The organism is Tepidimonas charontis (genome assembly GCF_007556685.1).
GTDB classification, from domain to species: Bacteria; Pseudomonadota; Gammaproteobacteria; order Burkholderiales; family Burkholderiaceae_C; genus Tepidimonas; species Tepidimonas charontis.
The window spans coordinates 1-12509 of sequence record NZ_VJON01000056.1; the positions used below are offsets into that span (position 1 = coordinate 1).

General features: G+C 68.0%; 11 protein-coding genes. 4 read left to right on the top strand and 7 right to left on the bottom strand.

Annotation, left to right across the window (positions count from 1 at the left end; translation table 11 throughout):
- A partial coding sequence (locus Tchar_RS12350; protein WP_236640457.1) for an OB-fold nucleic acid binding domain-containing protein occupies nucleotides 1-613 on the top strand: 613 nt, incomplete at its 5' end.
- Between the two features lie 178 nt (nucleotides 614-791).
- Here Tchar_RS12350 and lexA read toward each other — a convergent pair.
- The 5 genes from lexA to Tchar_RS12375 form a co-directional block, all read right to left on the bottom strand.
- A complete protein-coding gene (lexA, locus tag Tchar_RS12355; protein WP_144329310.1) occupies nucleotides 792-1634 on the bottom strand; it encodes a transcriptional repressor LexA in 843 nt (280 codons plus the stop codon).
- Nucleotides 1635-1670: 36 nt separating this feature from the next.
- On the bottom strand, nucleotides 1671-2636 hold the full coding sequence (gene ylqF, locus Tchar_RS12360; protein ID WP_144329318.1) for a ribosome biogenesis GTPase YlqF: 966 nt from the start codon (nucleotides 2634-2636) through the stop codon (nucleotides 1671-1673).
- A gap of 25 nt (nucleotides 2637-2661) precedes the next feature.
- The gene (locus Tchar_RS12365; protein ID WP_144329311.1) at nucleotides 2662-3351 is read right to left on the bottom strand and encodes an HAD family hydrolase; all 690 of its coding nucleotides are present in this window, start codon (nucleotides 3349-3351) and stop codon (nucleotides 2662-2664) included.
- Nucleotides 3352-3550: 199 nt separating this feature from the next.
- A complete protein-coding gene (locus tag Tchar_RS12370; protein ID WP_144329312.1) occupies nucleotides 3551-3859 on the bottom strand; it encodes an H-NS histone family protein in 309 nt (102 codons plus the stop codon).
- Nucleotides 3860-3921: 62 nt separating this feature from the next.
- Nucleotides 3922-4926, bottom strand: a complete 1005-nt coding sequence (locus Tchar_RS12375) for an RluA family pseudouridine synthase (RefSeq protein WP_144329313.1) — start codon at nucleotides 4924-4926, stop codon at nucleotides 3922-3924.
- A gap of 553 nt (nucleotides 4927-5479) precedes the next feature.
- On the opposite strand from Tchar_RS12375, the gene Tchar_RS12380 reads away from it, so the two are divergent.
- The 3 genes from Tchar_RS12380 to Tchar_RS12390 all read left to right on the top strand — a co-directional run bounded on the left by Tchar_RS12380 (nucleotide 5480) and on the right by Tchar_RS12390 (nucleotide 10418).
- Nucleotides 5480-8494, top strand: a complete 3015-nt coding sequence (locus tag Tchar_RS12380) for a ribonuclease E/G (protein WP_144329314.1) — start codon at nucleotides 5480-5482, stop codon at nucleotides 8492-8494.
- A gap of 74 nt (nucleotides 8495-8568) precedes the next feature.
- Nucleotides 8569-9072 carry a hemerythrin domain-containing protein gene (locus tag Tchar_RS12385; protein WP_144329315.1) on the top strand — a complete coding sequence of 168 codons (504 nt, stop codon included), beginning with the start codon at nucleotides 8569-8571 and terminating at the stop codon, nucleotides 9070-9072.
- Between the two features lie 191 nt (nucleotides 9073-9263).
- Nucleotides 9264-10418: an alpha-hydroxy acid oxidase gene (locus tag Tchar_RS12390; protein ID WP_144329316.1), complete on the top strand. Its 1155-nt coding sequence runs from the start codon at nucleotides 9264-9266 to the stop codon at nucleotides 10416-10418.
- 106 nt (nucleotides 10419-10524) lie between these two features.
- Here the strand turns inward: Tchar_RS12390 and soxB are convergent, their stop codons facing one another.
- Nucleotides 10525-12252, bottom strand: a complete 1728-nt coding sequence (gene soxB / locus Tchar_RS12395) for a thiosulfohydrolase SoxB (protein ID WP_144329317.1) — start codon at nucleotides 12250-12252, stop codon at nucleotides 10525-10527.
- A 126-nt stretch (nucleotides 12253-12378) separates the two neighbouring features.
- On the bottom strand, nucleotides 12379-12509 hold a 131-nt coding region (locus tag Tchar_RS12400; protein ID WP_201739291.1), incomplete at its 5' end, for a thiosulfate oxidation carrier complex protein SoxZ.

A 12509-nucleotide genomic window follows, 5' to 3' on the forward strand; every position in this document is an offset into this window, starting at 1 on the left:
GCGCTGGGCGCCTGCCGTTGACATGCCAGCGCGCGCGGTGGATACCGCCTGCGCTGACCCCGGCCGGCCCCAGCCGCGCCATCGGCCTGCCTTCGGCTCGGCCGCTCACCCGCCCGACACGCCGGTCGGCACGCCCCCGACCCGCCCGTCTCCACCGCCCGAGTGGCATCCGCCCCCGGCACCGCTGGACGAGGCAGTCTGGAACGACTATGCAGGGCTGGGCTTGAGCTTGCGCGCTCATCCGATGGCCCTGCTGCGGCCGCATTTGCCGCCCGGGCCGTGGCTGCGCAGCGATGCCCTGCGCGCGCAGCCCCATGGGCGGCTGCTCGGGGCCTGTGGCTTGGTCACCGCCCGCCAGCGCCCCGCCACGGCCAAGGGTGTGCTGTTTCTGACACTGGAAGACGAGGCCGGGAGCGTGTCGGTGATCGTCTGGCGCGCGGTGCAAACGCGCTTTGCGAGCGCGCTGCTGCACGGACGGCTGCTGGCCATCCGCGGGCAGTGGCAGCGCCAAGACGAGGGCCAGCACGCCGTGTGCCACCTGATCGCCGGCCATGTGCAGGATCTGAGCGAACGTCTGGGGTCACTGCGCAGCGCCAGCCACGACTTCCACTGACCAGACCCGACGCTGCGCCCTACCGGCGCTCGCCCCTGTGCGGCAACAGACCTCCAGTCGGGCGCTGCGCCCGGCCGCTGGCCGCGCCCCGGTGGAGCGTGCGTGACGGGCTTCTTCCCCCTCGGCGGCGAAGACGCGCTGGCAGCGCCGGTGCTGGCGGGCAGGAGCCGCCACCCCGCTACAACCAACCCTGTGGACGCAGCAGTCCCACCACCACCCCCTCGATGACCAGCTCCTGCCCGGGACGCACCACGATGTCGGCCACGTCCGGATTGGCGGCCTGCAAACGCCAGCCGCGTCCCTCGCGCTGCAGGCGCTTGACCGTCACCTCATCGCCCAGGCGGGCGACGACCACCTGCCCCGCACGCGCCTCGCGCACCGCCTGCACCGCCACGATATCGCCATCCCAGATGCCGGCGTCGCGCATCGACCACCCGCGCACGCGCAGCAAATAGTCGGGGCGGCGCGCAAACCAGCGCGCATCGGCCGGATAGACCGCCTCCACATGGGCTTGCGCCAGCACCGGGGAGCCGGCCGCGACGCGGCCGATCAGGGGCAGCTGCAGCCAGTCTGCCTCGAACGCTTCTCGACGGGTCAGCGGCGGTCGTAGCGGGATGGCCGGGGCGTTGGATACGGCCGGTGTCGCGCTGCCGTGACGCTGCCCCAGGACCGGCGCCGCCGCTGCGGCGCCATGCGCCGGGGTGACCGAGGTCGGGACGGCGCCGCCGTGGGCCGGTGCTGCCGCGTCGGTGGCTCCAACGGACTCGGGCAGCGCGGCGCGCAGCCGGATGCCGCGTGCGCTGCCCGGCAACAACTCCAGCACCCCTTTGCGCGCCAGCGCCACCAGGTGCGCCTGCGCCGCATTGGGCGAGCGAAAGCCGAAAGTGGCGGCGATTTCGGCGCGCGTCGGCGGCAGGCCGCGCTCGCGCAGCGTGCGCCCGATGAAGGCCAGAATCTGGCGCTGACGTGGGGTCAGTGCCGCCGCAGGGTCGCTGGCGGTGGGCAGGCGACGCTCGTCCATGACCGCAACTGTAGCGGCAAACGCGCCGCGGCGCCGCTACGCCGTCGTATCCGGCGGCGGCGCGGCAGGCGGCGACTCGCTCCGCGGTCGGCGGCGGGCCGCGCGCGCGGCTTGGCGCTCGGCTTCGGCTGCCTGCGCGGCCTGCATCCAGGCGGCAAAGCGCTGTGGCGTCTCCAGGGTGATACGCCCCAGCGCCCCGCCACGAAAATCGCCCAGCACCACCTCGGCCGCCTTATGGGAATCGATGCGCCCGCCGGGCAGCAGCGCGCCGCGCCGGCGCCCGATCGCCGCCAGCAGCGCCTCAGTCGGCATCGCGGCCAGCGCTGCCACATCGATCCCGAGGCGGTAGCGATCGAGCACGGCCTGCGGATAGTCGCACTGCAACCACGACAACAGCGCCAACGCCACCGCTTCTTCATCGTAGGCATTGCGGCCCACTGATCCCAGGGCTGCCAGACAATCGCCGCTCTCTGGCGCCAGGATCTTGGGCCACAGCAGCCCTGGGGTGTCGACCAGATAGACGTCGTCGGCCAGCACGAAACGCTGCTCCTGCCGCGTCACCCCCGGCTCATCCGCGGCTTTGGCGGCGCGCCGTCCCACCAAGGCGTTGATGAGGGTGGATTTGCCCACGTTCGGAATGCCCGCCACCAGCACCCGCAATGGCTTGACCATGCCACCGCGGTGCGGTGCGAGCTGGCGGCACAGCGGCACCAGCCGGTGTGCCGCCCCGGGGGTGCTGGCCCGCCACGCCAGTGCGCGCGTGTTCGGCTGCGCCTCATAGTGCGCCAGCCACTGCGCGGTGCGCTGCGGATCGGCCAAATCGTCTTTGTTGAGCAGTTTGAGCACCGGGCGCGCGCCGATGAGTTCGGCCAGCAGCGGATTGGCGCTGGAGCCCGGTGCACGCGCGTCCAACAACTCGATGACGACGTCGATGGCTTTGAGGCGCTCGCGCAGCGCTTTGACGGTGGCGTGCATGTGGCCGGGAAACCACTGCACCCCCACCCCTGCACGCACGAAGCCGACCTCTTCAGCCATGGGTGAGCAACCAGCGATGCAAATCCGCCACCGACTCCGCCACGTACAGCGGCTGCAGCGCGCGCAAGCCGCTGTGGTCGTGGGCGCCATAGGTCACGGCCACCGCGGCACAGCCGGCGTTGCGCGCCATCTCCAGGTCGTGGGTGGTGTCGCCGACCATCAGCGTGCGCTCGGGCGGTACGTCCAGCGCCTCCATCAGCTCCAGCAACATCTGCGGGTGCGGCTTGCTGGCCGTCTCGTCAGCGGTTCGGCTGTCGTCGAACAGGTCACGCAGCGCCACGGTCTGCAGCGCAACATCCAGCCCGCGACGGCTTTTGCCAGTGGCCACGGCCAGTCGGTGCCCACGCGCGCGCAGCGCGTGCAGCAGGGGCACCACACCGTCGAATAAGGTCACTTCGTGCTGGCGCGCAAACCAGTAGTGGCGGTAGCGCTCCACCAACTCGGGGTGGCGATGCGGGGGCACATCGGGGGCGGCGTGCGCCAACGCCTGCGCCAGGCCCAGCCCGATCACCCAGGCCGCGCGTTCACGCGAGGGCACTTGGCCGCCGACGTCGCGCACCGCCGCCTGGATGCAGCCGACGATGAGCGCCGTGGAGTCAAACAGTGTGCCGTCCCAGTCGAAGGCGATGAGATCGAAGCGCCGTCCCTCGGTTCGGGTCGCGCCAGCGGAATAGACAGACATGCGGCGATGTTACTGGAGATCCCTGGCCGTCACGGATCAGCTGATGCTGCGGCATCGCAACGTGTGGCTCCGCCGGCAGGAACGGCCGCTGCAAAGCGCAGAGGGCGAAGCGCAAGGCAAAGCGCAAAGGGCACCCCGAGGGTGCCCCTTGCCAATCACCGGGGCCAGCGCCGTGTCCAGGGCGCCGCCGTGGCGGCACTTAGGCGATGCGGTAGTTTTCGATGTTGCCGCCCGCAGCCAAAATCTGACGCACCCATTCGGGTTTGCGCCCGGGACCGCCCGACCACAATTCGCCATTGGGGCCGCGGTACTTGGGCTCGGCCTTGGCGCGGCTGCGCTTGCCGCGCCCGCGCGCCGCACCGCTGGCCAACTCGTCGGCCGTGATGCCATATTCGGCCATCTTGGCGCGGATCTCGGCGATGACCCCGGCACGCTCTTGCTTGCGCAATTGTTCGGCTTGTGCCAGCAGCGCTTCGGCTTGGGCTTTGAGTTCAGCGTAGGTTGGCATGACAACGTGTCCTGATCATATAGGGATGAACGAAACCGATACCTTGGGTATCGGCACCGATTCTAATCGAAAAATCGACCGACGTCACCCCATTGGAGCAATTCAGGCGGCAACGGCCCCATCAATTCCAGCAATCGACCATCCGCCGGATGGCGAATCGACAGCCGCCACGCATGCAAAAACATGCGGCGCAGGCCAAACCGGCTCAGTTGCCGATTCCATGCGAAATCGCCATACTTGTCGTCGCCTGCGATCGGGTGGCCGACATGCGCCAGATGCACCCGGATCTGATGCGTGCGCCCGGTTTTGATCGTGACCGCCAGCAACGTCATCGGCCCCAACTCGACCGCCGCTTCGGGCGGTGGATGCACCGCCCCCAACACCCGCACCAGCGAAATGGAACGCCGACCCTGGGGGTCGGCGTTATCGGTGACCCGCACCCGCCGCTCGCCGTCGGGCAATAGATATTTGTGCAGAGGCACGTCGATGACGGTGCGCCCAGGCGGCCAGGCGCCGCGCACCAGAGCCAGATAGGTCTTGCCGGTGGTGCGCTGGCGGAACTGGTCTTGCAGCGCTTTGAGCGCACTGCGCTTTTTGGCCACCAGCAGCACACCGCTGGTCTCCCGGTCGAGCCGGTGCACCAGCTCCAGCAACGGCGCCTGCGGGCGCGCCTGCCGCAGCTGCTCGATGACGCCAAAGGCCACGCCGCTGCCGCCATGCACGGCCACCCCGGCCGGTTTGTCCAGCGCCAGCATCACCGCGTCCTCGTACAGCAGTGCAAAGTCGCGCGCCGGCACGGCAGGTGGCGCCTGGGCCGCGGTGTCGCGCTGCGGCAGGCGCAGCGGCGGCAAGCGCACATCGTCGCCCGCGTGCAAGCGCGTCTGCGCCTGCGCACGGGCCTTGTTGACGCGCACCTCGCCACTGCGAATGATGCGATAGATCAGCGACTTCGGCACCCCTTTGAGTTCGCGCAGCAAAAAATTGTCGAGCCGCTGCGCGGCCGATTCGGCATCGACGGTGAGGTGACGGACGGCGCGATCAGTCATGCCAGAAAGCATCGGGAGCATGGAGCGGCGACGCGCGGCAGTGCACGCCGACAGCGTTGCCACGTATAATGAAAACGCCCGTTGGTGTGTCGGCGTTTGGTGGGTGCGGCGCGAAGTGTACGCCACCCCGTTTGCAGCCGACGCCATGGGTGGTTGCCGACTTCCTGGCGGCGCGGCGGCGCAGCGTTGTGCGAATGGCGCCCATGGGGCTCGAATGCAGAACGCCCCGACTGCGCCCGGCGCCAGGACGAAAGAACCGACGTCCAGTCAGCGAAACCGATACGGAATACCCCCAACGTGCAGTCTGCCGCAGCGGGCTGCACGCCGGACCCAGTGACCACCGTGACGCCTGCCATCCCGTGTTGACTCTCCACGGCCCGTCGTCTCTGTTCACCGTGATCCACGTGCCCACGCCCGGGCGCGCTTGAGCGCCCTGCCCGGCGGCGCGCCGGGCATCGCCAGCGCTTCTCGCGGCTCTCCGGCAATTCCTCCCCGTTCGCTCGACCGGTCTGCGGTTTGCGGCTGTGGGGCGCCCTCTTGGCGCCGGTTGGACCGTGTTCGCAAGGAACGAGCGATGAAACGCATGTTGATCAACGCCACCCAGGCCGAAGAGCGCCGGCTGGCCATCGTCGATGGACAGAAGCTCCTCGACTACGAAGTGGAAATCGAAGGGCGCGAGCAGCGCAAGGGCAATATCTACAAAGCCGTGGTCACGCGCGTGGAGCCCTCGCTGGAGGCGTGCTTCGTCGACTACGGCGAAGACCGACACGGCTTTTTGCCGTTCAAGGAAATCTCGCGCCAATATTTCCAGGGCAATGTACCGCCGTCGCAGGCGCGCATCCAAGACGTCATCAAAGAAGGCCAAGAGCTGCTGGTGCAGGTGGAAAAGGAGGAGCGCGGCAACAAAGGCGCGGCGCTGACCACCTTCATTAGTTTGGCTGGGCGCTACGTGGTGCTGATGCCCAACAATCCGCGCGGCGGCGGCGTCAGCCGGCGCATCGAGGGCGACGACCGGGCAGAATTGAAAGCCACACTCGAAAAATTGGAATATCCGAGCGGCATGAGCATCATCGCGCGCACCGCCGGCATCGGGCGCGAGGCCGCCGAGCTGCAGTGGGACCTCAATTACCTGCTCAAGCTCTGGAACGCCATCGAGGGCGCGGCCAAGGCGCTGTCCAAGCCGGAGCTGATCTACCAGGAATCGACGCTGGTCATCCGCGCGATCCGCGACTATTTCAACAGCGACATCGGCGAAATCCTGATCGACACCGACGACATCTTCGAGCAGGCCAAGGGCTTCATGTCGCACGTCATGCCCGAGTACGTCAATCGGGTCAAGCGCTATCGTGACAACGCGCCGCTGTTTTCGCGCTTCCAAATCGAGCACCAGATCGAGACCGCGTACAGCCGAACGGTGACGCTGCCGTCGGGCGGTGCCATCGTGATCGACCAGACCGAGGCGCTGGTGGCCATCGACGTCAACTCCGCGCGCGCCATCAAGGGCGGCGACATCGAGGAGACCGCCCTGCGCACCAACCTGGAGGCCGCCGACGAGGTGGCGCGCCAGGCGCGGCTGCGCGACCTCGGCGGGCTGATCGTGATCGACTTCATCGACATGGAGGACAGCAAAAACCGCCGCGAGGTCGAAAACCGCCTGCGCGAGGCCCTCAAGCAGGACCGCGCGCGCGTGCAGTTCGCGCCGATCAGCAAGTTCGGCCTGCTGGAGATGAGCCGCCAGCGCCTGCGCCCGACGCTGTCGGAGGGCGCCTCCATCCCCTGCCCGCGCTGTGGCGGCTCGGGCCACATCCGCGACACCGAATCGTCGGCGCTGCAGATCCTGCGCGTGATCCAGGAGGAGTCGCTGAAGGACAACACCGCCGCCGTGCTGGTGCAGGTACCGGTGGACGTGGCCAGCTTCCTGCTCAATGAAAAGCGCGTCGAGATCACCAAGATCGAGCTCAAGCAGCGCATCAGCGTACTGCTGATCCCCAACAAATCGCTGGAGACGCCCAACTACAAGCTGGAGCGCCTCAAACACGACGACCCGCGCCTGGACAATCTGGACGCCAGCTACAAACTGGCCGACATCGTCGACGACGTGGCGCTGGTGACCCGGCGCAGTCAAGAGCGAACCAACCGGCAGGAGCCGATCATCAAAGGCGTGCTGCCCGACAGTCCGGCGCCGGTGGCGGCCCCCAAAGCTCCGCCCGCCCCAGCCGTGGCCGACACAAGCGCTCCGACGGGCACGGCACCGGCACCGGCGCCACATCCGACAGGAGCGGAAACCGGCTTCTTCGCCTGGCTCAAACGGTTGTTCGGATGGCAAGCGGTGCCGCCCCGCGTGGGATCGGCCCCGGCTACCCCGGCGGCCAGTGCATCGGCGCCCGCCGCCGCTGCGCCACGTGCCGACGACGGCTCCACAGCGCGTAGCGCACGCCACCGCAGCGAGCGCGCCGAGCGACCGCCGCGGCCGCCACGCGATGAGGCATCGGTGCGCGGTGAGCGCCTGCCGCGCAGCGACAGCGCGACCGTAGGCAGCGGTGTAGCCGGTACCGCAACGGGCGGCGAACCCAGCGCCGTGCCGGCACCGGAGCCACGACGCACTCGGCGTGCGCGCGGCGAGCGCCCGACGCGCCCAGACACCGAGACCGCAGACGCGTCGCTGCAAACCATCCCCAGCGATACGCCACCGGCTGCTCGGCCCGAAGGCGATTCGGACGCCGATGAGCAGCCGGCGCGTCCGCGCAGCGATCGGCGCCGCCGCGGCCGGCGCGGTGGCCGCGGCGCTGGCGCCAGCGACGAAGCGACCAGCGACAGCGCGTTGCCCGCAGTGGCCGATGTCGCGCCCCCCACCGAGGCGCCTGTCGCGGTGGCGGCGGCAACGGGTGAGGATGCCAGCACGCCGACGGCCCCGTCATCCGAGGGGTCGCGTCCGCGCGAGCGCCGTAGTCGCGACCGCTACGGACGTGAGCGCACCCGCCGCGAAGCCACCCCGACCGAGGAAGGCAGCACCGGCGCGCCAGTGGTCGCCGCCGACACCGCGCCCGCCGCCGATGCGCAGCCGCCACGTCGCTCGTATTTCGAGCGCCCCACCACGGGCCGTGCCGAGGCCGACCCGAACGCCGTGCCGCCGGCGAGCGCCGGCGCCGCCCATGCGCCGGCGGCCGCAGCTGACGGGGCAGCGGACAGTGCCGCCACAACCACGCCGCCCGCACCGGCAGCCGCACTGGCGGCAGCCACGCCGACGGCCGGCGACAGCGACGTTCGACAAGACACCGCCACCGTGGCGCCAGCGGCATCTGCCGATTCTGCCGCCACCCCGGCCCGCCCGTCCGGCGGCGACACGGCCCCGCCGCCCTATCGCCTGCCCGTGGAGCAACTCGAAGCGTTGATGCGTGCCGCCGGTCTGGAGTGGGTCCAGTCCAACGCCGACAAGATCGCTGCCGCCCAAGCGGCCATCGCCGCCGAGGCGCCGCCGGCGCATGTGCCCCGCGAGCCGCGTGCGGCGGCGGTGGTCGACGACGGTCCACTGGTGTTGGTGGAAACACGCCGTGACCTGCGCGAAATGCGTTTTCCCTTCGACGCCTGATCAGCTTGTGTCCGCGCGGGACTTGATGCGCGTCAAGCCTCGCCGGCGCAGCGGCGTATAAGCTTGGGTGCACCATGAGCACCGCCGCCACCGAAACCTTCCCCGATATTCCTCTACTGCACTGGACCGAAGCCCTGGCCACGGGCGACGCCCGTATGGATGAGACGCACGAGGAGTTCGTTGCCCAGCTCGCGGCGCTACGCGCGCTGCCGCACGAGCAGCAGCTCGAACCGTACCGAGCGCTCGTCGCACATACGGTGGCCCACTTCGAACGCGAAGAGCGCTGGATGGTGGCCGTTGGTTTCGCCCCCGAAAACTGCCACGCCGCCCATCATCGGCAAATCTTGGACACCATGCGCGCGGTGGAAGAACACTATTTGCAAGGCGACCACGAGATCATCGATCGCATGGCCGCCGCGCTGGCCGAGTGGTTTCCGATGCACGCGCAGACCATGGACGCCGGACTGGCACAGCACATGCGCGCCGTCGGCTTCGACTCGCGCACCGAAACCCTGGCCGACCCGAGCCGAGTGCGCCCCGCCACGATGAGCGGCTGCGGCAGCGTGCACTGCAGCTGAGGCCTCGATCGACCACGCCCCCGGGGGGACGCCGCACGCGCCGTGCCTGTGGCGTCCGACGGGTCCCACGCCACCCCGCTGCTTGGGGCGCGGTCTGTGCTGTCGTTTCTTCAATCGGGCGGGGGCGCATTTCACGTGACGGCCAGGTCCGCGGGCGCTACCATCCGGGGTGCCAAGAGGAGACCCCAGCGATGACCGTCATCACTTGCATCGAAGACTTGCGCCGCTTGGCGCAACGACGCGTGCCGCGCATGTTCTACGACTATGCCGACAGCGGCTCGTGGACCGAAAGCACCTACCGCGCCAACGAGGCCGACTTTCAAACGATCAAACTGCGCCAGCGTGTTGCCGTCAATATGGAAGGACGCAGCACACGCAGCACCATGGTCGGTCAACCGGTGGCGATGCCGGTGGCGCTGGCCCCCACCGGCCTGACCGGGATGCAGCACGCCGACGGCGAAATCTTGGCAGCTCGCGCCGCGCGTGCCTTCGGGGTGCCGTTTACTTTGTCCACGATGAGCATCTGCTCCATCGAAGACGTGGCCCAGCATGCCGGCAAGGGTTTTTGGTTTCAGCTGTACGTGATGCGCGATCGCGACTTCATCGCGCGCCTCATCGACCGCGCCAAGGCGGCCGAATGCGGCGCACTGGTGCTGACGCTGGATCTGCAAATCCTGGGACAGCGCCACAAGGATCTGAAAAACGGTTTGTCCGCGCCACCCAAACTGACGCTGGCCAACATCCTCGACATGATGACCAAGCCGCGTTGGTGTCTGGGCATGCTGGGCACGCGGCGGCGGCAGTTCGGCAATATCGTCGGCCACGTCAAGGGCGTGGCCGACATGAGCAGCCTGTCGGCCTGGACGGCACAGCAATTCGACCCCACGCTCAACTGGGGCGACGTGGAGTGGATCAAAAAACGCTGGGGCGGCAAGCTCATCCTCAAAGGCATCATGGACGTCGAAGACGCCAAGCTGGCCGCCGACTCGGGGGCAGATGCCCTCATCGTCAGCAACCACGGTGGCCGCCAGCTCGATGGTGCCGAGTCCAGCATCCGGGCGCTGCCGCGCATCGTCGAGGCGGTGGGCCAGCGCATCGAAATCCACCTCGACGGCGGCATCCGCAGTGGCCAGGACGTACTCAAGGCCCGCGCGCTGGGCGCGCGCGGCACGTATATCGGTCGTGCCTTCCTGTACGGACTGGGCGCGCTGGGCGAAGTCGGTGTGACCAAGGCGCTCGAAATCATTCACAAAGAGCTCGACCTCACCATGGCCTTCACCGGCCACACCGACATCGAAACCGTGGACCGCTCGATCCTGATCCCCGGCACCTATCCAACGGCGTGACGGGCTGCGGTCTGCCCCAAACGCAAAGCCCGCCGTCGGGCGGGCTGGAAATACGCCGGACAGCAGCGGGCCGCCACGATCGCGGCGGCTCGCCCAATGCCGGCATTCAGGCGGTGGCCAGACCCGGGTTGTTGCCGACGTTGATCACCCGCGGGCTGTTCAACCGCACTGGCTTAATCACCTTCTTGTCGCGCAGATAGGTGCTGACCACATCCCAAATCGGCGTGCCGGTGACGCCTTCTTGCACCGACGCCCACCCGGCCACCTTGTACTTCTTGTCGGCCTCCAGCGGCTTGCCGTTCAGGGTCAAGTTCTGGATACGCTGGCCCATTGGGGCGGTGGGGTCGATGGTGTACTGGATGCCACCGACGCGCACCATGTCCCCACCCTGCTGATAGTACGGGTCGGGGTTGAACAGGTTGTCGGCGACGTCCTCCATGATCTCCTTGATCTGGGCGCCCGTGAACTCGTTGAGGGTGGTGGCCGGGTAGGTCAACGCCATCTGGTCCATCATGCGCTCGTAGGTGATCACGTCGCCCGGCAGCAAGCTGGTGCCCCAGCGCACGCCTGGCGAGAACGCCGCGTCCGCCCCCTTGACCTCCATCAGCGCATCCAAAATCAACTGGTCCCACGTGCCGTTGAAATTGCCGCGGCGATACAGCAGCCCTTCGGTGATGGCCAGCTTTTCTTCCAACCTGGCCTTGTAGGGCGCGCGCACTTTCTCGATATAGGCGGCCATCTCGCGGTCGGCCGGCAGCAGGTTGGCGAACACCGGCAGCAGCCGGTATCGGTAGTCGCGTACCTGACCGTTGCGCACGTCGAAGTCCAGCACGCCCAGGAACTTGCCGTTGGAGCCGGCATTGGTCACCAAGGTCTGGCCGCCGCCATTCTTGACGATGACCGGCGCCGGCATGCCGTCGTGCGTGTGGCCGCCCAGGATGGCATCGATGCCGCGCACGCGCGAGGCCATCTTGATATCGACGTCCATCCCGTTGTGCGACAGCACCACCACCACCTTGGCGCCTTTGGCGCGCACCTCGTCCACCATCTTTTGCAGGTGGTCGTCGCGAATGCCAAAGGTCCACTCCGGCACCATCCAGCGCGGGTTGGCAATCGGCGTATACGGGAAGGCCTGACCGATCACCGCCACCGGAATGCCGTTTTGTTCTTTGATCACATAGGGTTCGAAGACCAGCTCTTCGAAGTCCGCCGTCTTGACGTTGTGGGCGACGAAGTCGATGTGGCCCTTGAAATCCTTTTCGACGACTTCCTTGACCCGCTGCGCGCCAAACGTGAACTCCCAGTGCGGGGTCATGATGTTGACGCCCAGCAGCTTGCAGGCGTCAACCATGTCCTGCGCATTGGTCCACAGCGAGGTGGCCGAACCCTGCCAAGTGTCACCGCCGTCACACAGCAGCGCGTGCGGACGGCTGGCCTTGAGCATTTTGACCAAGGTGGCCAAGTGGGCAAAACCGCCGACTTTGCCGTAGGTTTTGGCCGCTCGCTCGAAGTTCAGGTGGGTGAAGGCGTGCGCTTCGACCGTGCCCGGACGGATGCCAAAATGCTTGAGCAGACGCTCGCCCACCAGGTGCGGCGGGCGGCCAACGGCATCGCCCACGCCCAGGTTGACATGCGGTTCACGGAAGTAGATGGGCGTCAGCTGCGCATGGCAATCGGTGAAGTGCAAAAAGCTGACATTGCCAAACTTGGGGATGTCGTACAGGCGCTGCCCGGCACCGGGTTTGGCGGCCAGCACATCCTCGTGGGCAATTGCCATGCCCGAGGCGCTGGCCACCGCCAGCACCTGCAAAAACTCGCGGCGGCTAAAACTCATAGCGGGATTTCCTTGGCTAACGGTCCAGATAAAAGGCCAGCGGGCCATGAGGTCCGCTGGCCCTCGCGTGGCCGACCGCCGAACACGGGGTCCGTGCGGCGCGCAGCACGCAGCATGCGGTAGGCGTCAAGCGATGGTGGCCTCGTCGGTGCGGGACTCGCCTTTGTTGTCGGTCCACTTCACCACCACCTTGTCGCCCTTGGCCGCACCCCGGAACTTGAAGCTCAAAAACGGGTTTTGCGACACCGCCCCGCTCC

Excerpts from the sequence above, each read along its gene's own strand:
- lexA (WP_144329310.1), bottom strand. The coding sequence starts at position 1,634 with ATGGACGAGCGTCGCCTGCCCACCGCCAGCGACCCTGCGGCGGCACTG.
- Tchar_RS12365 (WP_144329311.1), bottom strand. The coding sequence starts at position 3,351 with ATGTCTGTCTATTCCGCTGGCGCGACCCGAACCGAGGGACGGCGCTTC.
- Tchar_RS12370 (WP_144329312.1), bottom strand. The coding sequence starts at position 3,859 with ATGCCAACCTACGCTGAACTCAAAGCCCAAGCCGAAGCGCTGCTGGCA.
- Tchar_RS12375 (WP_144329313.1), bottom strand. The coding sequence starts at position 4,926 with ATGCTCCCGATGCTTTCTGGCATGACTGATCGCGCCGTCCGTCACCTC.
- Tchar_RS12380 (WP_144329314.1), top strand. The coding sequence starts at position 5,480 with ATGAAACGCATGTTGATCAACGCCACCCAGGCCGAAGAGCGCCGGCTG.
- Tchar_RS12385 (WP_144329315.1), top strand. The coding sequence starts at position 8,569 with ATGAGCACCGCCGCCACCGAAACCTTCCCCGATATTCCTCTACTGCAC.
- Tchar_RS12390 (WP_144329316.1), top strand. The coding sequence starts at position 9,264 with ATGACCGTCATCACTTGCATCGAAGACTTGCGCCGCTTGGCGCAACGA.
- soxB (WP_144329317.1), bottom strand. The coding sequence starts at position 12,252 with ATGAGTTTTAGCCGCCGCGAGTTTTTGCAGGTGCTGGCGGTGGCCAGC.